The sequence below is a fragment of the Microlunatus elymi genome (assembly GCF_007362775.1).
Lineage (GTDB): Bacteria > Actinomycetota > Actinomycetes > Propionibacteriales > Propionibacteriaceae > Microlunatus > Microlunatus elymi.
Genome location: NZ_CP041692.1, coordinates 4650495 through 4673238 on the forward strand (window position 1 = coordinate 4650495; position 22744 = coordinate 4673238).

General features: G+C 66.8%; 23 protein-coding genes. 11 read left to right on the forward strand and 12 right to left on the reverse strand.

Annotation, left to right across the window (positions count from 1 at the left end; translation table 11 throughout):
• Positions 1 to 56 precede the first annotated feature (56 nt).
• From FOE78_RS21210 to FOE78_RS21220, 3 genes are all read right to left on the reverse strand, one after another.
• Positions 57 to 953 (reverse strand): IS3 family transposase, encoded by an 897-nt coding sequence (locus FOE78_RS21210; RefSeq protein WP_143984784.1) that lies wholly within the window; start codon positions 951 to 953, stop codon positions 57 to 59.
• On the reverse strand, positions 950 to 1240 hold the full coding sequence (locus tag FOE78_RS21215) for a transposase (protein ID WP_143984785.1): 291 nt from the start codon (positions 1238 to 1240) through the stop codon (positions 950 to 952). The genes FOE78_RS21210 and FOE78_RS21215 overlap by 4 nt, the downstream gene beginning before the upstream one ends.
• Before the next feature lie 451 nt (positions 1241 to 1691).
• Positions 1692 to 2384 carry a GNAT family N-acetyltransferase gene (locus FOE78_RS21220; RefSeq protein ID WP_143988028.1) on the reverse strand — a complete coding sequence of 231 codons (693 nt, stop codon included), beginning with the start codon at positions 2382 to 2384 and terminating at the stop codon, positions 1692 to 1694.
• Positions 2385 to 2990: 606 nt separating this feature from the next.
• Here FOE78_RS21220 and FOE78_RS21225 point away from each other — a divergent pair.
• Positions 2991 to 4121: a DUF222 domain-containing protein gene (locus tag FOE78_RS21225; protein ID WP_143988029.1), complete on the forward strand. Its 1131-nt coding sequence runs from the start codon at positions 2991 to 2993 to the stop codon at positions 4119 to 4121.
• Complete coding sequence (locus FOE78_RS21230; RefSeq protein WP_143988030.1) at positions 4064 to 4504, forward strand: hypothetical protein; 441 nt, start codon at positions 4064 to 4066, stop codon at positions 4502 to 4504. The genes FOE78_RS21225 and FOE78_RS21230 overlap by 58 nt, the downstream gene beginning before the upstream one ends.
• Positions 4505 to 4978: 474 nt before the next feature.
• Here FOE78_RS21230 and FOE78_RS21235 read toward each other — a convergent pair whose 3' ends face one another.
• The 3 genes from FOE78_RS21235 to FOE78_RS21245 are packed head-to-tail and all read right to left on the reverse strand — an operon-like array spanning position 4979 to position 7359.
• Complete coding sequence (locus FOE78_RS21235; RefSeq protein ID WP_228265933.1) at positions 4979 to 6319, reverse strand: MFS transporter; 1341 nt, start codon at positions 6317 to 6319, stop codon at positions 4979 to 4981.
• Positions 6316 to 6786 carry a MarR family winged helix-turn-helix transcriptional regulator gene (locus tag FOE78_RS21240; protein ID WP_228265934.1) on the reverse strand — a complete coding sequence of 157 codons (471 nt, stop codon included), beginning with the start codon at positions 6784 to 6786 and terminating at the stop codon, positions 6316 to 6318. The genes FOE78_RS21235 and FOE78_RS21240 overlap by 4 nt, the downstream gene beginning before the upstream one ends.
• 54 nt (positions 6787 to 6840) lie before the next feature.
• Positions 6841 to 7359: a MarR family winged helix-turn-helix transcriptional regulator gene (locus FOE78_RS21245; RefSeq protein ID WP_143988031.1), complete on the reverse strand. Its 519-nt coding sequence runs from the start codon at positions 7357 to 7359 to the stop codon at positions 6841 to 6843.
• A gap of 139 nt (positions 7360 to 7498) precedes the next feature.
• Here FOE78_RS21245 and FOE78_RS21250 point away from each other — a divergent pair, with 139 nt between their 5' ends.
• The 5 genes from FOE78_RS21250 (at position 7499) to FOE78_RS21270 (ending at position 11299) form a co-directional block, all read left to right on the forward strand.
• Positions 7499 to 8773: an MFS transporter gene (locus FOE78_RS21250; RefSeq protein ID WP_143988032.1), complete on the forward strand. Its 1275-nt coding sequence runs from the start codon at positions 7499 to 7501 to the stop codon at positions 8771 to 8773.
• Between the two features lie 82 nt (positions 8774 to 8855).
• The gene (locus FOE78_RS21255; RefSeq protein ID WP_143988033.1) at positions 8856 to 10211 is read left to right on the forward strand and encodes an enterochelin esterase domain-containing protein; all 1356 of its coding nucleotides are present in this window, start codon (positions 8856 to 8858) and stop codon (positions 10209 to 10211) included.
• A 93-nt stretch (positions 10212 to 10304) separates the two neighbouring features.
• A complete protein-coding gene (locus FOE78_RS21260) occupies positions 10305 to 10637 on the forward strand; it encodes an ABC transporter substrate-binding protein (RefSeq protein ID WP_143988034.1) in 333 nt (110 codons plus the stop codon).
• A 30-nt stretch (positions 10638 to 10667) separates the two neighbouring features.
• On the forward strand, positions 10668 to 10925 hold the full coding sequence (locus tag FOE78_RS21265; protein ID WP_143988035.1) for a hypothetical protein: 258 nt from the start codon (positions 10668 to 10670) through the stop codon (positions 10923 to 10925).
• Positions 10922 to 11299 carry a type II toxin-antitoxin system VapC family toxin gene (locus tag FOE78_RS21270; protein ID WP_143988036.1) on the forward strand — a complete coding sequence of 126 codons (378 nt, stop codon included), beginning with the start codon at positions 10922 to 10924 and terminating at the stop codon, positions 11297 to 11299. The genes FOE78_RS21265 and FOE78_RS21270 overlap by 4 nt, the downstream gene beginning before the upstream one ends.
• Position 11300: 1 nt before the next feature.
• On the opposite strand, the gene FOE78_RS21275 is transcribed toward FOE78_RS21270, so the two are convergent.
• Entirely contained in the window at positions 11301 to 12092 is a 792-nt protein-coding gene (locus FOE78_RS21275) for a DUF3027 domain-containing protein (protein WP_143988037.1), read from the reverse strand.
• Positions 12093 to 12188: 96 nt separating this feature from the next.
• Between FOE78_RS21275 and FOE78_RS21280 the strand changes: the two genes are divergently transcribed.
• The gene (locus FOE78_RS21280; RefSeq protein ID WP_143988038.1) at positions 12189 to 13607 is read left to right on the forward strand and encodes an MFS transporter; all 1419 of its coding nucleotides are present in this window, start codon (positions 12189 to 12191) and stop codon (positions 13605 to 13607) included.
• Here FOE78_RS21280 and FOE78_RS21285 read toward each other — a convergent pair.
• Positions 13534 to 14595 carry a tellurite resistance/C4-dicarboxylate transporter family protein gene (locus FOE78_RS21285; RefSeq protein WP_228265935.1) on the reverse strand — a complete coding sequence of 354 codons (1062 nt, stop codon included), beginning with the start codon at positions 14593 to 14595 and terminating at the stop codon, positions 13534 to 13536. The genes FOE78_RS21280 and FOE78_RS21285 overlap by 74 nt on opposite strands.
• Positions 14596 to 14682: 87 nt before the next feature.
• Between FOE78_RS21285 and fdxA the strand changes: the two genes are divergently transcribed.
• Positions 14683 to 15024: a ferredoxin gene (gene fdxA / locus FOE78_RS21290; protein WP_143988040.1), complete on the forward strand. Its 342-nt coding sequence runs from the start codon at positions 14683 to 14685 to the stop codon at positions 15022 to 15024.
• A gap of 28 nt (positions 15025 to 15052) precedes the next feature.
• A complete protein-coding gene (locus FOE78_RS21295) occupies positions 15053 to 15904 on the forward strand; it encodes a PPK2 family polyphosphate kinase (protein ID WP_143988041.1) in 852 nt (283 codons plus the stop codon).
• A gap of 84 nt (positions 15905 to 15988) precedes the next feature.
• On the opposite strand, the gene FOE78_RS21300 is transcribed toward FOE78_RS21295, so the two are convergent.
• The 3 genes from FOE78_RS21300 to FOE78_RS21310 form a co-directional block, all read right to left on the reverse strand.
• Entirely contained in the window at positions 15989 to 17509 is a 1521-nt protein-coding gene (locus tag FOE78_RS21300) for an NCS2 family permease (RefSeq protein WP_143988042.1), read from the reverse strand.
• A 44-nt stretch (positions 17510 to 17553) separates the two neighbouring features.
• Positions 17554 to 17937 carry a cold-shock protein gene (locus FOE78_RS21305; protein WP_143988043.1) on the reverse strand — a complete coding sequence of 128 codons (384 nt, stop codon included), beginning with the start codon at positions 17935 to 17937 and terminating at the stop codon, positions 17554 to 17556.
• Between the two features lie 402 nt (positions 17938 to 18339).
• Positions 18340 to 19212, reverse strand: a complete 873-nt coding sequence (locus FOE78_RS21310) for a LysR substrate-binding domain-containing protein (protein ID WP_143988044.1) — start codon at positions 19210 to 19212, stop codon at positions 18340 to 18342.
• Between the two features lie 298 nt (positions 19213 to 19510).
• On the opposite strand from FOE78_RS21310, the gene FOE78_RS21315 reads away from it, so the two are divergent.
• The gene (locus FOE78_RS21315) at positions 19511 to 20920 is read left to right on the forward strand and encodes an MFS transporter (RefSeq protein WP_228265936.1); all 1410 of its coding nucleotides are present in this window, start codon (positions 19511 to 19513) and stop codon (positions 20918 to 20920) included.
• 60 nt (positions 20921 to 20980) lie between these two features.
• Here the strand turns inward: FOE78_RS21315 and FOE78_RS21320 are convergent, their stop codons facing one another.
• Positions 20981 to 22744, reverse strand: coding sequence for a glycosyltransferase family 61 protein (locus FOE78_RS21320; RefSeq protein ID WP_143988045.1), 1764 nt, complete (start codon positions 22742 to 22744; stop codon positions 20981 to 20983).

Genomic DNA, 22744 nt, shown 5'->3' on the forward strand with positions numbered 1-22744 from the left:
CCGGTCGAGTTGAGGCAGGTAGCTGAGATTTCCCCGAAATCGTGAAGGGTTTCGGTTTAGGCCGCTGCCGGTTGGTCAGCGGTGATCATCTCGTATTGGTCGGGTGGCAGCAAGGCCGCGCCGCTGTGCCGTCGTTGGACGTTGTAGAACTGGTGGCACCAGGCCAGGACGACAGCCCTGGCTTGGGCTTTGGTTTCGAAGTGGTGGCGGGACAGGACTTCGTGTTCGAGGGTGGAGAAGAACGACTCCGCTGCCGCGTTGTCGAAACAGGATCCGACCCGTCCCATCGACTGTCGGATCCCGAGTTTCTTCTTACACAGCAGGGAAAAGTCCTTCGCTGTATACGTTGATCCACGGTCGGAGTGGAAGATCACACCCTCGATGTGGTCCCGGCCACCGCGGACCGCCGCGGCGATCTTGATCGCATCACAGACCAATGGCGCGTCGGGGTGATCGCTGATCGGGCAGGCCAGCAGCTTGCGCGAGAACAAGTCGATCACCGTGGCCATGTAGAGCTTGCCCTCATCGGTCGGAATCTCAGTGATATCGCCACACCATTTGCAGTTCGGCGCCCGGGCGGAGAAGTCCCGCTGCACCAGGTCCGGGAACTTGGCCGCCTTGCGGTCCTGTTTGGTCAATCCCTTACGGTGTTTGCGTTTTCTGCCCTGCAGGCCTTGGCGGGTCATCGAGTCGGCGACCGTGTTGTGGCCCACCCTCCAGCCGGCATCGACCAGATCCCGGTGGATCCGCGGTGAGCCGTAGGTACGACCGGACGCCTCAAACATGGCCAGCACCGCAGCATCCAGCTCGCGGCGCCGCTGCTGTCGGTCGGTGACCGGGGACTTGATCCACTTGTAGAACCAGCCCACACTCAGGCCGAGGATGGCGCAGCAGACCGCGATCGGGACGCGGTAGAAGGTCCTCTGGTCGGCGATGAAGCGTGCCACGCTCACCTCATCGCCTCCTTCACCCACAGGACCACGGAACGCTTGAGAACATCACGCTCCATCCGCAGCTCGGCGTTCTCAGAGCGCAGCCGCTTCAACTCGTCAAGATCATCTTTGGACAGGCTATTGACGCCTTCACGCTGTTCACGGTCCCGGGCCACCCAGTTGCCCAGGGTGCCCTCGTTGACCCCCAGGTCACGGGCGACCTGCGCGATCGACTTGTTGGACTCGTGCACCAGCCGCACAGCGCCCTCGCGGAACTCCGCGTCGAACTTCCGTCGCTTCTCTGGCATGACAACTCCTCATAGTGCATGCCTTCACGAAAGTGGGGGATTTCCAAGCGGCGGTCGCCGGTGCGCTGCATGTAGTCGCCGATGGTCTCCAGCGCGACCGCGGAATTCCACCAGCTGGAAGGAAACCACGCCTTGCCGGGATCGTAGGAGCCCATCAACACATCGGCGGCGACCCTCGCCCGTGCCATCGCTGTCGCACCGTCCGTCGGCCGCTGATGTCGCGGGCCGGCATGCGCCCCGACCGTCGAGGTCAGGACCAGCGCCAACGCGCTGACGAAGATCAAGATCGTACGAATCGGGCGAAGGGTGCGCACGGCTCTCATCGAGGTAGGACTCCTTCGGGCGGCGTTGCCGAATCCTGTCCGCTTCCATCCTGGTTTGGAAACGTTTCCGGGCGATTCTGCTGCGGCCCGGGTGGCGCTGTCAAGAGCACGCCCGGCCGTGTTGCTGGTCAGCGGCCGATCACGACCTCAAGATCAAGAGCGCAACCGACCAGCGTCGCCACGGTTCCGTCACGTTGTGGTTCGTCGAACCAGACGCCCTGCTCGAACCCGGTCTTGGCCAGGATGCGCAGTGACGCGGTGTTGCGATGGTCGGGTGCCACGAACACCTTGCTGCTGGCGGGATGCTGATCCGGCAGACCGGTGAGCCAGGTCCAGATCAGTCGGGTGCCGATGCCGCGCCCGATCCAACTCGGCTCTCCGATCAGGTAGTCGCCACCGATCGCATCGGCATCGGGCGTCAAGATCGCGTACTCGGGATAGTCCTTGATCACGTAGTCCTGGATGAAACCGATCGATCGCCCGTTCACCTCGACCACCGACATCCGCGTCGGCTCGTCGCCGTCGATCCGCGGCCCATAGCGGTCACTGATCTCCTGAAGGGTCGAGCGCCCACCGAACCAGCGCTGAACGTGATCGGCTTGCCGCCACCGCAGGACGTCAGCAAGATCACCTCGCGTCATCGGTCGTAGCACGATCCGCAGATCATGATCAACAGCGAACAGCTTGCAGTCGCCGGAGAGATCATCAGCCACCGGTTCGTCCGGCGCCGCGATCCGGCGTGCAGCCGCCAGCCAACTCTCCGCCCGTTCCGTATCGGTCTCGGATTCGCACACCCCGTCCCGAACCACAACCCGCGTCACCGACCGCACCCGCCTTCATGCCCTTCCCCGTTCACGAACACCCAACAACATCCGAACAACTCAGCCACCCGAACGCAACCCATATGTCCTGAGCATTGATTCGAATCGTGAGCGCACTCCAAGGGCCCTGAGCTTGTCGAAGGGCCGGTCAGCTCGTGCGGACGTCCCGGCCATCCACGTTCGGGGCGAGAGACCCGACACCCGACCTCGCGACTAGCGGGCCGACCCCTCTGGGCCGAACAGGCACGCGGCCAGCCAACTCGACTCAAGGGTCCTGAGATTGTCGAAGCGCTGGTAGCCGGGGTGCGGTCGGTCGGGTGTTCGGCTCTCTGCGCGACGGACCATCGATGCGACGTGAACCTCCGGAGCCCAGGGGACGCAACCGACGGGTCCCGATCCGGTCGAAGGACCACCACAGCCGCCGGGCCATGAGTACAGCGTCCGGCCCGTCGACAAGGTCAGGGCCCCGACTCCAGAGCGTGATCACAGCCGCCGCACCCTACCCCAGACCGGACGCACGTTCGGCAGAACATTCGGAGATTTCTCTTGCAGGGTTGGGCTTTCGACGGGCATGTTTTGTCAGAGGTCGTCTGTACCGTCAGGTGCATGATCAACGAGGGCGGTCGGGACGCGGCGCAGATCTTGCGCGGCCTCGATGATGCCGACCGGCAGGAGTTGATCGGTCGCAACACCAAACTGATCCAGGCCGTCGAATGGGCCCATTACCATCCGGCCGAGTCGATCGACCCGCATCAGCTCGCGATCCCGGGTGGGGACAGGCCGATCCATCCCGGCGGCGCCGGCACCCCGGCGATGGCCGAGTTCGCGATCCCGGAGTTCGCCACCCACCTGCGTAAATCGATCACGGCCGGCCGGTACTTCATCGCCGACGCCCTCGACCTGCGCTATCGGCTGCCCCGACTCTTGGCCCGCGTCCGCACCTTCGAGATCGAGGGCGCCGATGCGCAACTGATCGCCCAAGCCACCCGGCACCTCAGTGTGGAGCAGGCCGGCCTGGTCGACGCCGCCGTCGCCGACTATGTCGGTCGGTTGGGCCGGGCGGCCCTGATGCGCCTGGTGGAAGCGAAGATCATCGAGGTCGACGCCGACCGGATCGCCGCCGAGGCCGAACGCCGCCAACGCGAGAAGGGCGTCTGGGTCGGCCAGGCGACCGAACACGGTTGCAAGACCGTGTTCGCCCGGGCCGATGCCTGTGACGTGATCTGGTTCGACGCGATGGTCGACCGGTTCGCCGACCTCCTCGGACGCCGCGGTGACGACCGGACCAAGGACGAACGCCGCGCGGCCGCAATCGGGATCCTGGCCAACCCCGCCTACGCCCTACGGCTGCTGGCCGAAGACGACGCACCCTCTCTGTTCGACTCCGCACTCGGTGATGAGGATCTGCCCGAGGATGATCATGATCCGGCCGGCGAGCACCCAGCCCAGCCCGAGGGTCCTGAGCTTGTCGAAGGACCAGAGACCCAACCCGGCCACGATCATCCGGTCCGCTATCCCCGGTTCGATCATGATCACAACCTGGCCCGGGCCGCGATCCGGGCGATCAGCCAACCGACCCCGCGAAGTTGCGGCCCGACGCCACCCTCTACCTGCACATCGCCCACGAAACCCTGCAACACGGACTCGGCGTGGTCCGGGTCGAGGACATCGGGCCGGTCGTGTCCAGCCTGGTCGCCGACTGGCTGCACGGCTGCCAGGTCACCATCAAACCGGTGATCGACCTGAACACCGACCTGCTTCCGGTTGACGCCTACGAAATCCCAAGGCCGATGCGAGAACGGATGTTCCTCAAACGCCCCGGCAGCGACTTCCCGTTCTCCACCTCCACCGGCCCACATCTCGACCTGGACCACAGCGACCCCTACCGACCCGGCCGCACAGGACAAACCCGAGAGAACAACCTCGGCCCCGAAGCCCGACCCGAACACCGAGTGATCACCCACGGACTGTGGAACCGACGACAACCCGAGCCCGGAACCGTCCTGTTCCGGGCGCCGTACGGCAGAGTCTTCCTGGTCAATTCGACCGGAGCCCACGATCTCGGCGAAGGACCCTTCGCCCACCACATCTGGCAAGCCGCCGCGCCCACACACGACTGACCCACCAACCCATCAGTGGCGGCCGTCAGCAGCTGGAGTCCGCGCCGTCGTGCGGCAGCCCTGATTGCACCCTGCGGCAGTGCGCGGGTACACCTCGACTGGGTGGCGGCGACAGTGCCCGAGCAGGCAGCGCAGACCGGGCTCAGGGGCCTTGAGAACGGCCGAATCGGTACGGCCCGATGCCCGGCGATGCCGCGTGTGTCGACGGCCGACCACCGACGGGCCCAACCATGCGCCGAGGTCGGGGGTTCGGGGCTCTCCGCGCGGAACGTGGATGGGCCTGGCCGTCCGTACGATGCCCGACCGACACGCAGGACCAGCCGCCAGAATCCTTACCAGGCAAGGGATCCAGGGCATCGTGCGGACTGGTTGTCCGCGCGGAGAGCCCCGAACACCCGACCGACCGCACCCAGTTACCAGCCCTTCGACAGGCTCAGGGCCTTGGGCGGGGCCCCTCAGATCGGTGCAGCCTTGTCAGCGGGTGCGGGTGTGCATGCCCAGGCGGGGTGGGCGCAGGCTGATCTGGGGCGAGATGGTGATGCCGCCACGGCGGGCCATGATCGCTACCGATGCCATCACGCCGAGCAGGGCGATCAGGCCGCCGCCGATCAACGTCCAGCGGGCGCCGAAGACGCCGGCAACCCAACCCAGCAAGGGCGCACCGATCGGCGTACCGCCTTGCATCACCATCATGTAGATCGCCATCACGCGCCCGCGCAGCTTCGGATCGACGCCCATCTGCACGCTCATGTTGGCCGCGTTCAGCGTCAGCATCGACGCGAGCCCCATGATCGGCAACAGCGCTGCGTACGTCCAGTAGGTCGGCATCATGCCGACGACCATCTCGATCGCACAGAACGCCATCGCCACCGCGATGATGAACCGGCCCCTGGGCGCGGTCTTGCGCCGGGCACCGATCAACGCGCCGGCCAGCGAACCGACCGCCATGAAGGTGCCGAGGATGCCGTACTGCCCGGCGCCCTTGTGGAAGACCTGCTGCGCCATCAGCGCCGACGTCATCTGGAAATTCAGCCCGAAGGTGCCGACGAAGAAGGCGATACAGAGCACCAGGATGATGTCGGAGCGGCCGCGGATGTACGCCAGTCCTTCGCGGATCTGCCGCTTGGCTCGTTTGGTCAGCACCGTCGGCTGCAGCTTCGTCGGATCGATCATGCTCAACGCGATGATGAACGACAGATAACTGACCGCGTTGGCCAGAATCGCCCAGCCGGACCCGAACGCCGCGATCACGATGCCCGCCACCGCCGGCCCGACAATCCTTGCAGCGTTGAAACTTGCCGAATTCAGCCCGATCGCATTCGGCAGGTGTTCCCGGCCGACCACTTCGGAGACGAACGCCTGCCGGGCCGGGTTGTCGAAGGCGGTACCGACGCCGAAGACGAAGGCCAGTACGAAGACGTGCCAGGTCTGCGCAACTCCCAGCACGGCCAGCAATCCGAGCGCCGCAGCCGACAGCGCCATCCAGGTCTGGGTGATCCGCAGCACCATCCGCTTGTCGAAGCGGTCGGCGATCAGACCTCCGTACGGGGTGATCAACAGCATCGGCAGGAACTGCAGCGCGGTGGTGACGCCGACGGCGAGGCCGGATCCGTGGGACAGCTCCAGCACCAGCCAGTCCTGGGCAACCCGTTGCATCCAGGTGCCGATGTTGGAGAAGAGTGCGCCGGAGAAGTAGATCCGGTAGTTACGGACACTGAGAGCGGCGAAGGTACGGCCGGCTGAGCTCAGGCCGGGCAGCCGGCGGCGGCCCGGTTGTTGATCGGGTTCGGGAAGCGTCGAGGACGCTTGCGTCACGCGCGGTTCACCTTCTCCAAGATCGGTATGGCCTTGCGGAGGATGTCGCGTTCCTGCGGCTCCAGCTCGGCGATCCTCCGGGCCAGCCAGTCGTTGCGACGTTTGCGGTTGGCCAGCAGCACTTCGCGGCCGGCGTCGGTGAGCGAAACCCTGGCCTGTCGTCGGTCATCCGAACCCGCCGACCGGCGGACGTAACCGCGGCGCTCGAGTTCGTTGACGATCCGGGTCATCGACGGCGGTTGCACCGTCTCGTGCGCGGCCAGCTCCCCCATCAGTTGATCACCGTGGTTGAGCAGCACGCCCATCGCCGACAGCTGATTGGGACTCAGCTCCAGCGACTCGTCGCGCATCTGCCGCAACCGTCGCGCCAGCCGCAACAGGGCAGGCCGCAGAGCACCGGCCAGGCCGGCGTTGCTGCGCAGATCGGTCGGCCGCGCGGACTTCATCCCGGGATCACGTGTCGTCACCGGGAGGCAGTCTAATGTTTAGCGGCGCTAATTACAAAGGCTAAGCATCTGATCTCAGGACGCGGGACGATCGTCCTCGTCCAGGCCCACGATCACCTTCTCCAGCAGGTTCGCCAGCTCGCGGGTCTGCCGCTCGGTGAGCGGGGCGACGATGTCGCTCTCGACCACGTTGGCCTCCCGGATCGCGGCAGTGAAAAGCTCCCGGCCACCGTCGGAGAGCTGGACCAGCACCCGAGTTCGGTTGTCCGGATCCGGCTCACGCTCGACCAGCTTGCGCTCGACCAGGCCGTCGAGTCGGTGCGTCATCGAGGACGGGGCGACGTCGGTCGCGGCAGCGAGCTGGCTCGGCGTCATCGGGCCGTCCTTGCGCGCGAGCTCCTTCAGCACCGCCCACTCGCCGGACGACACGTTCAGGTCGGCGAGCTGGCTGTCGTACCAGGCCGACAGCCGCTTGGCCAGCCGATACACCGACTCCACCACCCGCTGCACCTGCTCGTCGGCGCCGGCCGCGACGAAGGTGGCGACCGCTGCGCGGTAGTCGTCGGTCAGGGACGTGCGCTGTGCTCTGGCCATCGGAGAACCCCGTTCCGGGCGTGATATTATTTCGACGTCGAAGTCTTCTGCCTTGAAGTCTTCGTAGTTCTCAGTCTAGGACCCGGCCCGGCAGTGATGCCGATCGCCGGGTCTTGTTACGTCTTCGGGGAGGTTCGCCGTGCGCCGCCGCGCCGTTCTGCTCATCGTCGCTTCCGTCGTCGCCATGCTCGGCTGGGGTGCGGTGCTGCCCTATCAGTACGCCTATGCAGCGCAGACCCGCGGCTGGGGCGGGATGATCGGTGCCGCGGCGGCCAGCCTGTTCTCCGTCGGCGCGCTGATCGCCGCTCCGCTCGGTGGGCGGCTGGCCGATCGGCACAACCCGGCGCTGATCGCGATGATCACCCGGGCACTGGCCGCGGTCGCGGCGGCGACGTTGATCATCGCCGACAACCCGGCCACTTTTCTTGCCGGGATGGCTTTCTTCGGCTTCGGGCTGGCCGGCGGCAACCCTGCACAATCGGTGCTGGCCCTGCGCTGGTCGTCCGACGGTACCGATCGGCGGCGGCTGTTCGCCTGGATCGTCAGCGGGCAGGCGCTCGGCATGGGGCTGGGGTCCTTCCTCGGCGGCTTCGTTGTTGATCTTGATCACCCGGACGGCATGCTGCCGGCCTTCGCGCTGGCGGCCGGCGGGTTCGCCCTCTCTGCGGTGCTCGTCGGCGCCGCCGCCCGCGGTGCGTCCGATCTGAGCGGTGACGCGATCAGCTCCCGCGAACTGGACGCGCGGCCCTCGCAGTTTTCTCCACAGCCGCGCTCCGCGCGGACGGCGTGGAAGTTGATCAAGTCGTCCCGGCCGCTGTTGTTGATCGCGGTGATCAGTTTCGCCCTGCAGCTGGCCTACAACGGGCAGTTCGAGAGTGGCCTGCCGGCGTACGGATTGACCGTGCTGAACGTCTCCGAGCAGACCATCGGCATCGCGGCTGCGGTGAACTGCGCGGTGCTGCTCGGGCTGCAACTGCTGGTGATCCGCTGGACCGCCCACCGCTCGGCGCCCGGTCTGTTGATGATCGTCGGGGCGGTCTGGGTCGCCTGCTGGGCGGTACTCGGCCTGGCCGCGCAGCTTCCCGGACTGTCCTCGATGATCTTCGTCGGCAGCTTCGGCCTGTTCGCGGCCGGCGAGACGCTGTTCGCGCCGGTGCTCAATCCCCTGGTTGCCTCGCTCACTCCGGCGCACATGGTCGGCAGCACGCTGGGCCTGTTCACCGCATTCAACACTGCCGCCACCGCGCTCGGCCCGCTGATCTCCGGACTCACCCTCGGCGCCGGAATGAGCTGGCTGTTGATCGTCGGCAACATCGCCATCAGCGCGGTCGCGATCGGCGCCGCTCGACGGCTCGAGTTGGTTCTGTGCCGTCCGACCACGGTCCCGGCAGAGGTGGCGCCCAGCGTCGCCTGACCAACGCCGATTGCCACATAAGGTTAGGCACACCTAATGTGACTTCGTACTTTCGTTCGACTCCGGCCCCCAAGGCCCGGCTGTGGCTTCGACTTCGCCGCTGCCCGAACGCGTGGTGCCCGCCCGGGTCGGCCGACTGCTGCAGGCCGCGGCGGGCACGCCGGTCGATCGTCGCGCTCGGCTGATAGCCGCCTTCTGCGCGGCGGCCGGCCGATCCGGTACGCCTCTGGTCGACCCTGTCGACGGCGACCCGTACCGGTGTGAGGTGACCTTTCTGTGGCGCGGCGAGGCCGATGGTGTCGGGCTGGTGATGAGCGGTCTGCCCCGCTCTCCGATCAGCCGGACCGCACTGGAACGGGTCCCCGGCACCGATCTCTGGTACGCCGGCTACCGGCTGCGCTCCGACCATCGCGCCTCCTACCGTTTCGCCGTTCGCCACGGCAGTCCGGGGACGAAACCTCAAGACGAGTCGGCCCAGTGGCGCACGCTGATGCGGACCGCGGTCGCCGACCCGCTCAACCCGAACCTGCTGCCCGGCCGATGGGGACAGAACGCTGCGTCCGTGTTCGCGTTGCCCGATGCTCCCGCCGAATCCTGGACCACAGTTGATCATGGTCGAGTTGATCATGAGGAAGTCGATCAAGACCGGCCGGTGCTGGTGCTGTGCGACGGCGACCGTTGGTTCGGCGAACTGGGCCTGCAGCGCACCCTGGATCGGATGATCAACTCCGGCGCCCTGCCGCCGGTCGTCGTGCTTGCCCCGGACGCGGTTGATCTTGACACCCGCTGGCGGGAGCTGACCACCCACCACCCCTATCTCGACTTCCTCGCCGACGAGTTGCTGGGTTGGGCGGCCGAGCGCTGGCGATTCACCGGCGACCCCGCCCGGACGGTGATCGCCGGCCAGAGTCTCGGCGGTCTGACCGCGCTCTACGCCGGACTACGCCGGCCGGATCGATTCGGTGTCCTGCTGGGCCAGTCGCCCTCGCTGTGGTGGCATTCGGGACGGCCCGTCGGCAATCCGCATCCGGCGGGCGTCGACAATTGCTGGCTCGCCGACCGGTTCGCCGAGGCGGACACGTTGCCGTTCCGAGTTGATCTTCAAGGTCGGCCTGCTGGAAGGCAAGCTGGCCGACCTGACCCGCGAACTGGCCGACGTGCTGCACCGGCGCGGCGTGCCGGTCACCCGTACCGAATACGCCGGCGGACACGACTACGCCTGGTGGCGTGGCGGATTGCCCGCCGGACTGTCTCGACTGCTCACCGGCGTGCCGTCGCGATCTTGAACATTTCCCTGACCAGCAAAGAGAGAAGCATGCCCATCGCGTCGCGAATGTTCCGCCGGATCCTGCCCCCTGTGGGAGACGTCCTTCCTGGCCGCCGGCGACGCGCTCGGCCAGAAGGCAGCTGCGCAGACCGGGCTGGACGAGTTCCATGATCAGCAGACCAAGATCAAGAACGAGCTCGGCGACAACGCCGGCAGCAAGATCAGCGTGATCCGCTGGGTGGGCGACGCGCCGACTGAGATCGGGTGGGCAACGGCCACGTCGCCACCACCCTGAAGGGGCTCGGCCTGACCCGCCCGGCCAATCAACAGAAGTCGATGTCGGGGCACAGCGACCCGGTCAGTCTGGAGCGGCTGGACGCGATCGACGCGGACTGGATGTTCTTCGGCGCACTGGGCGACAAGGCGGCCTCACAGCAGGCCTATCGGCAGGCGCAGAAGGTGAAGACGTTCCAGCAGTTGAGCGTGCAGCAGGCCCATCAGGTTGTCCCGGTGGACGGATCTGCTTGGACCAGTGCCGGTGGCCCGCTGGCGACCCGACTCGTCCTCCAGGACACGGCCGCAGCTCTGGCCCCCTGACGCGCCCAGCAGGTGATGTAACCTTACATCATGTCGCACCGGACCCAGATTACGCTCGCCGACGAGCAGTACGAACGACTCCTCACCGAGTCGAGCCGCAGCGGCCTCGGTCTCGCCGAGTTGGTCCGTCGGGCCATCGATCAAACCTACGGGTGCAACGATGTGGCTAAGGTCCTGCAGGCTCTGGACCTCAGCTATGCAAGTTGGTCCGAGGAAGGTGACCGCGGCGAGGTGTACGTCGAGAGTCTCCGCCAGGGTATGGCCCGCCGGCTCGAAGCGACTCGATGATCATTCTCGACACTTCGGTCCTGATCGATCACCTTCGCGGCGTCGCCGATGCCCGGCGAGCCATGACCTCGGCGGTTGAGCGTGGTGACTTGCTGGCCGCGTCGGTCCTGACGAAGGTCGAGGTTCTTGCCGGGATGCGTGCCGGCGAGGAGACACAAACTCGGATCTTGTTGGACAGTCTGCGCTGGGTCGAGGTCACCGATGCCATCGCCGAACGGGCCGGCGCCCTGGCCGGCCACTTCCTGAGATCGCATCCTGGAGTCGATCCGGTTGACTACGTGATCGCTGCTACTGCTCAACAGCTGAACGCCCGGCTCTGGACGATGAACCTCAAGCACTTCCCGATGTTTGGTGATCTGCAGCACCCGTACTGATTCAGTCGAACAGGCCGCCGGTCTCGTCCCAGGCGATGGTGTCCCACACCGGGGCCGGCGGCTCGGTCGTCCGCTCCGGCTCGGCCACCGACGAGTGCGCTCCGCAGCCGTGATCGGTACTGACCACAGAGGCATCCGAGGGCGAGTACGCGTTGGCACAGACCCCGAACTCGCGTCCGAGACTGCCGCGCAGCCGGACGAAGAAGCCGCACGTGACACAGGTCGCCGGAGCCTGTTTGCTGAGTGGATTGTCCGGGCCGCCGTCGCCGGCCAGCCAACGCTCGGCGGCCTCGTCCCGGCCGTCGACGGAGAGCACCCGCTCTCGGCCCAGCCCGAGCTCGGCGACCACCGCGCGGACCTGAGACGCCTCGGCCGGATCGGCGTCCTCGGCGTTCTCGCCTCCGGTGTAGCCGGGCTCCAGGCGCGGATCGGTGTCCGGTGACGGCATCAGCATGCCGGGGCCGACGTCGCCCGGCTGGACCCGATCGGCCCACGGAACCCAGTCGGCGGCCAGCAGCGAATCGTCGCCCGGCAGCAGCACGACCTCGTCCACGGTCGGCTGCTTGGCCCGGGACGCTCGGGCCACCGTCACCGACCACTTCCAGCCGACGTAGCCCGGATGCGGGCAGGCGAAGTGATGCGTGACGACGCGTTCGGCCTCGGCCACACAGCCGAGGTAATCGCCGACCCCGAGCACACCGGCCGACTCCTCGACCGCTTCGCGGGCGAGGTCGACGGCGCCCGCACAGATCGTGTCGAGTTTTATCGCGCGGGTGCGACCGGTGGTAGCCATGCGCCCTATTCTGGCAGCCGAGGACGCACCGGCTGTAATCCCAGCAACACCGTTCGGTGACGAGGCCGTCCCAGGACGTCGGCGCAGGGGTCGTAGATGACACAGAGCAGGTCGGGGCTGGTGGCCGGGGCCGCCAACGCCGTCGGTTCCGGCGCGAAGTCGATCGGGCATGGCATCGGTGCCGGCTTCGGCAGGCTGGTGGGACTGGTCAACTCCGGCGGCTCGCGGGAGAGCGGGCTGGCCCGGCTGCTCTATCTGGAGTTCATGAACTCCGCCGGCGACGCGGCCGTGGCGATCGCGCTGGCCGGCACCATCTTCTTCGGTACGCCGACCGATCAGGCTCGGCCACAGGTGGCGCTGTTCCTGGCCATGACGATGGCGCCGCTGGCGATCCTGGCCCCGTTCATCGGTCCGTTCCTTGATCGTTTCCGGCACGGCCGACGCTGGGCGATCGGGATCACCGCCGCGCTGCGCGCCTTCCTGTGCTGGGTGCTGGCCGGCGTGCTGGACGACAGTTCTGTCTGGCTTTTCGTGTGTGCGTTGGGAGTGCTGGTCGCCAACAAGGCGTACGCGGTCAGCCGGGCGGCCGCCGTACCGCGCCTGCTGCCGGAATCCTTCACCCTCGTCCAGGCCAACTCGCGCATCGCCATCGCCAACATCGTCGGGCTCGGTGTCGGCGGCGGACTGGCCGCGCTGATCGCCAGGATCGGCCCGGACTGGACGCTGAGGTTCGCCTTCTTGATCTTCATCGCGGCCACCGTGTTGTCGATCCTGCTGCCGGCCCGGGTCGACTCCGCCCGCGGCGAAACCGATGCAGGGCTGGCGTTCTGGCGCCGGCGACGCGACGACAAGCTCTCCCAGCTGCGCCGGTTCCGCTCAATGACAGCTCGGCTGCAACGCGCACTGCTGGCAACCATCGGCGCCCGGCTGATGTCGGGCTTCCTGACCTTCTTCCTGGCATTCCTGTTTCGCGAGCATCCGATCGGCGACCTGCCGACCATCCTGGCGCTCGGGATCGTGGTCGCCGCGTCGGGCATCGGCAGCGCGATCGGCACCGTGATCGGCAACGTGATCAAGGACCGGTGGCGGCCGGAAACCGTTGCCTGGTTGGCTTTGCTGCTCGACGCCGGAATGGCGATCACCACCACCCTGCTCTACTCGGCGGCGACGGTGATCGCGATGGGCTTCGTCACCGGGCTGGCCTCCCGGCTGGCCAAGCTGTGTTACGACGCGCTGGTGCAGAGCGACGTGGACGAGTCGGTACGGACCTCGGTGTTCGGCCGGTCCGAGGCGGTGTTCCAGGTCTTCTGGGTGGCCGGTGGTTTCCTCGGCATCGGTCTGCCGCTGTTGCCCCGGCTCGGCTTCGGGATGATCGCCGGGCTGTTGTTGATCGTGATCGTGTTGATCTTCATCCAGTCCCGGTTCGCTCGCCCGGACCTGGTCAGGACGTCGACGAGTCAGCCACCGGCCGGAACACCGTCCGAATCAGGTGGCCGATCATCACCACCACGGTGATGATCCAGGCGGCAACGGCAACCCACAACTCGACGCTGCCGATGGCGCCCACCAGCGGCAGCGAGTCGGCCTCGCCGAGGTACATGCCGGCGACCGCGTACATTCCCAGCGGGAAGACGATGCTCCACCAGGTCGCTTGATAGGTGAAGGGCATCCGATGGGTCCGGTGCCGCCACCAGCCGGCCGCCACCAGCGGCGGAAACAGCCAGGTGGCGAACGCCCAGAACACCACCGCCAGACCCGCGATCAGGCCACGGGTGGCGTCGACCATCGGCGCGTCGGCCATCTCCACGATCCGGGCGCCGGCCAGCACCGTGATCGAGCTCGCTCCCATCGCCACCCAGTAGGGCGGGGTGAGGTCGGCCGGCCGCAGCGGGTGCACGATCAGCCGCGCGGCCACCAACCCGCCGACCAGCAGATAGAGAAAGACGCCGACCGACCAGGACAGCACGGCCACCACCGCCAGCACGTCCCGGGCGGACGGGTAGACCGGTTCCAGGGTGGCCGAGGAGACGGCGACGGACTGGCTGGCGACCACCCAGATGAACCAGGTCCCGTTCGCGGTCGACAGCAGCGGCCGGTGCGGGTTGCCCAGCACCGCGGTCCACGGGATCACGTAGCCGAGCAGCAGCCAGAGCAGGCCGCCGATCACCAGGAGTACTGCGGTCGCCTGGTGGTAGCCGGCGACCGCGAGCCGGACCCCGAGCACGTTGGTGGCCGCGATCACGGTGAAGAAGCCGAACGCACGCGTCGGGTCGGCGAAGTCGGCGCGGATCGCGTCGCGGTGTTTCACCAGCCGCCAACCGGTCAACAGCAACAAGATCACGTACGCGATCAGGTCGATGATCATCAGCACCAGCGACAACACCTGGAAGCCGCCGAGGTGCAGGCCGGTGGAGATGATGCCGCTGGCCATCACCAGCGCGAAGTACCCCGGGTTCAGGCCGCGGATCGCGACGTCCGCACGATCCCGGAGCCCTGTCGTCACCCGAGCAGAATAGCCTCTTGTTTTTACTAGTTTTATTGTGGTAATTGCTAGAGGTGTTGTTCCCGTTGCCAGCAGAGGAGCGTTCGGATGACGTACGTGATCGCTGAGCCGTGCGTCGATGTCGTCGACCGTGCCTGTGTCGAGGAGTGTCCGGTCGACTGCATCTACGAAGGTGCGCGCTCGCTCTACATTCATCCCGACGAGTGTGTGGACTGCGGCGCGTGCGAACCGGTCTGCCCGGTCCAGGCCATCTATTACGAGGACGACCTGCCTGCCGACCTGCAGCCGTACTTGCTGGACAACGCCGACTTCTTCACCCTCACCTTGCCGGGTCGAACCGGTCCGATCGGCTCCCCCGCGGGCGCGGCAAAACTCGGCCGGCTCGGCGTCGACACTCCGCTGATCGCCTCGCATCCACAGCGCGAGTGATCACAGCTTCCTCGTTAGGCTCCGGCCCATGACACATCAGGAACTGCGGCGCGCACTGCGGGTGGAGCCCGAGAACGGGCTGGTCGACCTGGGGGACTACTCCACCGACCGGGTGCACGTGGGACCGAAGTCGAAGAAGAAGTCGCAGCATCGGCTGGACGCGATGGCCGACGGACTGGCCGAGCTGCAGGAGCGGCTGTATGCCGCGGCGACCGACGGCGACCACCGTTCGGTGCTGCTGGTGCTGCAGGGCATGGACACCGCAGGCAAGGGCGGGGTGATCGATCATGTGGTCGGGCTGGTCGGCCCGAGCGGCACTCAGATCAGGGCGTTCAAGCAGCCGACGGCAGCCGAACGCAAACACAACTTCCTCTGGCGGATCCGCAAGGCGCTGCCGGCGGCCGGCATGATCGGGGTCTTCGACCGATCCCACTACGAGGACGTGCTGGTCCCGGTCGTCCATGATCAACTCGACGACGCCGAACGGCGGCACCGGTACAAGTTGATCAACGACTTCGAGGCGGAGCTCAGCGAGAGTGGCACCACCTTGATCAAATGCTTCCTGAACGTGAGTTACGACCGGCAGCGAGATCGGCTCCTGGCCCGACTGGACGATCCGACCAAGTACTGGAAATTCAACGAGGGCGACATCGACTCCCGTCGGCAGTGGCCGGATTACCGATGGGCCTACGCCGAGGCGCTGGCGGCGACCTCGACCGAGATCGCGCCCTGGTACGCCGTACCGAGTGATCACAAGTGGTATCGCAACTGGGCGGTCGCCACGTTGCTGCTGGACACCCTGCGTGATCTTGATCCGCAGTATCCGCTCACCGATCTTGATCTGCCCCGGCTGCGCAAGCGCCTCGCCCCACCGAACTGACCCGCCCCATCAGCCGCGCGCAAGAACGACCGCCGCACCCGAAATTTCGGATGCGGCGGTCGTTTTGGGGTGCGGCTGTGTCGGTCAGCTGACCAACTTCATGATCAGGCCCTGCAGGAAGTAGATCAGGAACGCGACGGCGATCCCGTACAGCAGCGGGTGGATCTCGCGCGCCTTGCCGCGGACCAGCTTCAAGATCACCATCATCAGGAAGCCGGCGCCGATACCGGTGGTGATCGAGTAGGTGAACGGCATCAGGATGATCGTCAGGAACGCCGGCAGGCCGATCTCCACGTCGGCCCAGTTGATCTTGGTGACCTGCGACATCATCAGGAAGCCGACGAACACCAGCACCGGTGCGGCCGCCTCCGACGGGACGATGGTGGCCAGCGGCGCGAAGAACATCGCCAGCAGGAAGCCGAGCCCGGTGACGACCGACGCGAGGCCGGTCCGGGCACCCTCACCGACACCGGCTGCGGACTCGATGTAGGCGGTGTTGGAGGACACCGAGCCGATGCCGCCGGCGGTGGCCGACAGGGCATCGACCATCAGCACCGGACCGAGGTGCGGCGGATTTCCGTTGTCGTCCAACAGATTGCCCTCGGCACCGACACCGACCACCGTGCCCATGGTGTCGAAGAAGTCGGACAGGATCAGCGCGAAGATCAACATCACCAGCGGCAGGAATCGATGGATCCCCTCGCCGAACGCGCCGAAGACGCTGACCTGGCCGATCAGGCTGAGATCGGGCACCGACACCAGGTGGCCGATCGTCGGTACGTTCAGTGCCCAGCCGGTCGGATGTTGATCACTCTGCGCCGGTAGGTGCGCGGCCGCCTGGATGATCACCGCGATCACGGTGGCGATCACGATCGACAGCAGCAGGGCGCCCTTCACCTTGCGGACATGGAGAATCGCCACCACGAACAGCCCGATCGCGAACACCAGCATCGGCCAGCCAGTGAGCGATCCGTCGATGCCCAACTGCACCGGCACCGAACCCTCGGGCTTGCGGATCACACCGGAGTCGACCAACCCGGCGAACGCGATGAACAGGCCGAGGCCGACTGAGATCGCGGCCCGCATCGACGGCGGTACCGCTCGGAAGACCGCGGTACGGAAACCGGTCAGCACCAGCAGCGCGATCACCAGGCCCTCGATCACCACCAGGCCCATCGCCTGCGGCCAGGTCATCTGCGGGGCAATGGTGAAGGCCAACAGCGCGTTCAGCCCGAGGCCGGTGGCGATGCCCAGCGGGTACCGGCCGATCACCCCCATCGCGATCGTCGCCAGCCCGGCGATCAGTGCGGTAGCGCCGGCGACCAGGGTGATCGCGTGACTGACGTTGGCGCCGATCACCTGCCCGGCCGCATCCTGGTACGGGAGACCGCCGAGCAGATTGCCCGCGCCGTCGGGGGCGGTGCCGATGATCAACGGGTTCAGCGCGACGATGTAGGCCATCGCGAAGAAGGTGACCAAACCGCCGCGGATCTCCCGTCCGAAGGTCGAGCCGCGCTGAGTGATCTCGAACCAGCGGTCGATCGCACCCCATCGCGAGTTCGGCGGGGTGGTGTTCGACGCAGTCTGTCGTGCCTCGGTCGCCATGGTTCCCAGATCGTAGTGGCCGGGACCCGTTCAGCTCACATCGCTCAGACGTCCAGTTCGTCGGCCACCGCACGAAGCACGCTGGCGACCTTCTGGCCGACCTTGTGGTCGGGGTGCCGACCGCGCCGGTAGCCGTTGCTGATCGAGTCCAGCATCTTGATCAGGTCCTCGGTGATCGCGGCCATCTGTTCGGCGGACTTGCGATTCTGCTTGGCCAGAGACACCGGCTGCTCCAGCAGTCGTACCGACAGAGCCTGCTCACCCTTGCGGCCCTCGACGACACCGAATTCGACTCGCTGGCCCGGCTTGAGACTGGTGACCCCAGGCGGGAGCGCGGTCGAACGCACGTAGACGTCCCCGCCGTCTTCCTTGCTCAGGAATCCGAACCCCTTGGCGGAGTCGTAGAACCTGACCTTCCCTGTTGGCACCGCTACCTCACTTGCTCGATCCGTGGTGTTGTCCTCATTGGCCAACACCCGCCTGACCCCGGTCCATTCCGGGCGCCGCCCAGCGTAACGACTCCCTCCGGATCCGCGGCACGATTTCAGCCGTCGGCCCGGGGCCGCGCGACTATGCGGTACCCGGCCCCCTACGACTCTCACGGGCGCGGGTCGCGCCGTACCGTTCAGATTCCTCCGAGCCAGCGGAGATTTCTCCGAGGTACGAGCAATTTCGCCGAGCGTACGCGCGTCATACGGGGCCGTTCGGTTGCATTGACTCGGCGAGGTTCTCGTTAGCTCGGACAAGTTCACGAATCGTCGGCCCGGCCGTAGGCCAGATCGAACCACCAGCATTGGAGAGCGCGACACACCGGATGCTACGAGTCGGCGCTACGGCCGCAGCGGGGCGAGCGGGAGGTTGTGGATGGCGCGGGCCAGGGCTTCGACCGGTTCGCGCGGGGCCAGCGGGTTATCGACCAGGGCCATCTCCACGTCCGGCAGGGTCGGCAGGGCGAAACGGCCGGCCAGCGAACGCAGGTCGCCGGGGATGCGGCTCTGAGCGAGCACGCAGATGCCGAGTCCGGCGCGAGTGGCGGCCAGGATGGCGTTGATCTCGCGGGTGTTGCAGGTGATCCGCCAGGTCCGACCGGCCGCCTCCAGCGCGTTGATCGCGGCGCTGCGGCTGTAGCTGGGGGCGTGATAGGTGATCAGCGGCACCGGCTGCAGCGGGTCGAGTTCGGTCTTCTCCAGCCCGACCCAGACCAGCCGGTCGCGGCGGACCAGCCGGCCGCGGTCGGTGTCCGGCTCCTGATTGATGAAGATCAGGTCCAGATGGTTGGCGATCAGCCGCCGTTGCAGGATGCCGGACTGGGTCACCGTGAGCTCCAAGTTGATCTTGGGATAGAGCTGGCGGAAGTCGCGCAGGATGTGCGGCAATTCGCTCAGCGCCAGTTCGTCGGCTGCCCCGAAACGCAGCCGGCCGGCCATCGCCGACCCGCGGAAGTACGCGATCGCCTCGTCGTTGGCGGCCAGGATCGTCCGGGCGAAACCGGCCATCGCCTCGCCGTTGTCGGTCAGTCGCACCGTCCGGGTGTCCCGCGCGACCAGCTGACGGCCGGCCGCATCCTCCAACCGGCGGATGTGCTGGGAGACGGTCGGCTGGCTCAACCCGAGTTGTTCGGCGGCCCGGGTGAAGCTGAGCCCCTCCACCACCGCCAGATAGGTACGCAACAGCACCGGGTCGAAGGTCTGCTGATCGGCCATCGTCAACCTCTCTGGGGCCACAACCGCTCGCGGTCATTACGAACGTCAATGGTAGATATAGCGGCAATGATGGCGGCAAATATTGCCACCGCCCTTAGGCTTGCCGACAAGCCTCGCATCCGAGCACTCTCCAACGCCGATCGTCGTGATCATGACCCGATCACGAGCCAGTCCCGCCTGCCCTCGGCACCCGGGCCGAGCCCAACGACACCGGCGCCCGACGTTGCTCGAGCACACCGGAGTGTGCGCGGCCACGCCTACCCAGTGGTTCCTTTGATCAGAGTTTGGTGATTGCCCCGTGTCCACGGTGCCCGCAGTACGCCGTGCGTCCCGTATCGACGATTCGACTCTCGACGCTCCGCCCCTGGAGCTCGATCGAGACGAGCCGACCCCACACCTCGACACCGCGCCGGAGTCGATGGCGGCAGCCAAGTTCCGCTGGCCGCGCGCCTTCTCCGCACTCCAGGTCCGCAACTATCGGATCTACGTCTGCAGCCAACTGGTCGCCAACACCGGCCTGTGGATGCAGCGGATCGCCCAGGACTGGCTGATCCGCGAGCTCACCGGCAGCGCCACGGCCGTCGGCATCACCGTCGCCTGCCAGTTCCTGCCGGTGTTGCTCTTCGGCATGTTCGGCGGACTCGTCGCCGACCGCTTCCCCAAGCGCAAGGTGCTGATGATCACCCAGTCGGTCGCTGCCGCGCTGGCGATCCTGCTCGGCGTGCTGGCCGTCACCGGGGCGGTACAAGCCTGGCATGTGTTCGGCATCGCGATCATGCTCGGCTTCGTCACTGTGGTGGACAACCCCACCCGGCAGGCGTTCGTCTCCGAACTGGTCGGACACCGGCACATCCGCAACGCGATCAGCCTCAACTCCTCGGTCTTCCAACTCGGCGGCCTGATCGGCCCGGCCATCTCCGGCATCCTCATCCACGCCGTCGGCCAGGGGCCGTCGTTCATGATCAACGGCGCCGCCTGCCTGCTCGTTGTCACCCTGCTCGGCATCATGGCGGTGCCGGACGAGATCAGCTCGACGAAGTCGGCGGAGGCGTACTCGATCAAGGAACAGTTCGCCGAAGGACTGGACTACATCCGGCGTACTCCGGAGATCACCTGGACGATCGTGCTGGTCGCCGCGCTGGCCCTGTTCGGGCTGAACATGCCGGTGATCCTGACCGCCTTCGCAACCACCGAATTCAGCAGCGGGGTCGGCGGCTACAGCCTGTTCAACACCTTGGTCGCGATCGGCTCGCTGACCGGCGCGTTGCTGTCGGCTCGGCGCTCCGGTGGGCCGCGGTTGCGGTTCCTGGTCAGCTGCCTGGTCGGGCTGGGTGCGGCCCTGATGCTGGCATCGGTGTGGCACGTCGAACCGTTGTTCTGCGCAACGCTGATCGGCATAGGCATCGTCACCATGCTGTTCATGACCAGCGCCAACTCGCTGGTGCAGATGACCGCGCCGGCCGCGGTCCGTGGCCGGGTGATGAGCGTCTACCTGCTGGTGCTGCTGGGTTGTCAGGCGATCGGCGGACCGATCGTCGGCAGCGCGATCGACCACGTCGGCGTCCGTACGACGATGCTCACCTGCGGCGCGATCGTCGCGCTGGTGGCATTGATCGCCGGTCTGGGAATGGCCCGGCAGTCGCAGCTGCGGCTGGCCGTCGGCCGCAGCACCGGCCGACTCGCGCCGGTCCAGATCGTCCACCGCTGATCCTCACCGACTTGTCAGCGGCACAAAGCGCTGTAGCGCGTTCTGCCGCTGACAACTCGGTCAGAGATCGGCCAACACCCGATCCAGGTCGCGGCCTTCGCGGTCGAAGTCGAAGGTGAAGCCGGAGCGGAAGGCGTCGTAGGACCAGCCGCCGTCGGGATGGTCAAGATCGGGAACGCTGTCGATCAGGTGGACGGAGTTACCCAGCACCGAACTGATCAAGTACTCGTTCACCGAGGTGTACGAGCGTGGCCGGATGATGATCACCGTCGCCGGCTCGGTCCGGAAGAGCAGGTTGAACATGCCGCTGCCGCCGAAGCCGGCGACCACCGTGGCGGCGCGAAACATCCGCACCTGTTCGGCCATCGGATGCAACTCCGGCCGGACGATCTCGAAACCGGCCCGCCGGAACCGATGCTCGACCTGCTCGCGATTGTGGCACTCCCGCAGCCGGTTGTCCGGCGCGCGGGTGACGAAGATCTTGTCCGGGTACGATCCCGCCGGCCCGCCGGCCGCCAGCCGGTCACCGACCCGTCGCCACAGCTGCTCGATCTCCGGGTGGATGTAGTTGGGCAGCGAGGACATCGGCGTCGCACCGATCAGTTCCTCGACCTGGGTCGGACCGAAGATCGGCACCACCTCCTCGGCCGCGACACCGGCGGCGGCGAGGACGTCGAGCTGCCACTGCCCCGGTTTGCTGTGACCGCGCTGCAGCGACAGCACGACTTTCAGGTCCGGCAGCTCGGCTTTCAGCTGCGGCCAGGCCCACAGCCGCGGCAGCTGCTCGGTGGTGAAATGACCGAAGTGCTCCCGCCATTCGATGTCCAGGAAGAAATACCGGCCGTGCAGCCGAGCGCCGGCGTCGGCGTCGGCGACGGTCGCGAACAGCGGGCTCAGGTCGATCAACCTGCGGTGCTTCAGCCGACGGAACTGGTTGTGCCGAAAGGTCTCGGGCAGGATCAGGTTGCCCTGCAAGGCGATCCCGGCCGGTAACAGGGTGACGTCCCGATAGCGGCGGATCGACAACTCGGGGACGTCGTAATGGCGGGCGAAGCGATCATCGGTGTCGTAGAGTTCGGCCGGCTCGAGCGTTGCCCGGGAGTCGAAGCCGACCGGCGGTTTGGTCATGATCAACTCGGCTCGATCGTCGGCGCGTTTCATGATCAACGCGTTGAACTCGTGCTCGCGGAGCTTGGCGTAGCCGGTGACTCGGTTCTCCAGGATCAGATGTTCTTCGCCGAGCACCACCCGGCCAAGGGATTCGGCGCGGCGTCGCTCGTCCCGTACTCGCCAGTCACTCTCGTCGGCCGGCGGTTCGCCGCGACGGTTGATCAACTCGACCGCGTACGGCCAGATCACGTTGTCGTAGGAGCGTCGGTCGTTCGGCCACGGCTTCGCGCGGACGTCGCGGACCACGTACGCGCCGCCCGGTTTGAGGTGATACCAGCTGTTGCCGAAGACCCGCAACCGGCGGGCGACCCGGCGGGTGTCGTCGATGATCAGGTCATACGGCCCGAACGCGGCAAGGTCAACATGCAGCTCGGACTGCTTCGCCAGGAACTCGAATCGGTGCAGGTCGGTCTGGGGGAACGCCCTGGTGATCATCTGCCCGAGCGGACTGGCCCGATCGCCGACCAGCAACGCGATCCGCGCCCGCGGCCGCTGGGTCAGCTCCCGCTCGACGTCGAGCAGCATGGTCCACTCGGGTTCGCGAACCGACCAGTTCGACTGTCGCGCCGCCTCCAGCAGCGGATGGGCGAGCTGCTGGCGGTCCGGCTGCAAGCCTCGGAGACCGAACCGTCTGAATCGTCGCAGCCCGCGCAC

Bases quoted from the DNA above. Each gene is read 5' to 3' on its own strand.
- FOE78_RS21215 (WP_143984785.1), bottom strand. From the start codon at position 1,240: ATGCCAGAGAAGCGACGGAAGTTCGACGCGGAGTTCCGCGAGGGCGCT.
- FOE78_RS21225 (WP_143988029.1), top strand. From the start codon at position 2,991: ATGATCAACGAGGGCGGTCGGGACGCGGCGCAGATCTTGCGCGGCCTC.
- FOE78_RS21245 (WP_143988031.1), bottom strand. From the start codon at position 7,359: ATGGCCAGAGCACAGCGCACGTCCCTGACCGACGACTACCGCGCAGCG.
- FOE78_RS21265 (WP_143988035.1), top strand. From the start codon at position 10,668: ATGTCGCACCGGACCCAGATTACGCTCGCCGACGAGCAGTACGAACGA.
- FOE78_RS21270 (WP_143988036.1), top strand. From the start codon at position 10,922: ATGATCATTCTCGACACTTCGGTCCTGATCGATCACCTTCGCGGCGTC.
- FOE78_RS21275 (WP_143988037.1), bottom strand. From the start codon at position 12,092: ATGGCTACCACCGGTCGCACCCGCGCGATAAAACTCGACACGATCTGT.
- FOE78_RS21280 (WP_143988038.1), top strand. From the start codon at position 12,189: ATGACACAGAGCAGGTCGGGGCTGGTGGCCGGGGCCGCCAACGCCGTC.
- fdxA (WP_143988040.1), top strand. From the start codon at position 14,683: ATGACGTACGTGATCGCTGAGCCGTGCGTCGATGTCGTCGACCGTGCC.
- FOE78_RS21295 (WP_143988041.1), top strand. From the start codon at position 15,053: ATGACACATCAGGAACTGCGGCGCGCACTGCGGGTGGAGCCCGAGAAC.
- FOE78_RS21300 (WP_143988042.1), bottom strand. From the start codon at position 17,509: ATGGCGACCGAGGCACGACAGACTGCGTCGAACACCACCCCGCCGAAC.
- FOE78_RS21310 (WP_143988044.1), bottom strand. From the start codon at position 19,212: ATGGCCGATCAGCAGACCTTCGACCCGGTGCTGTTGCGTACCTATCTG.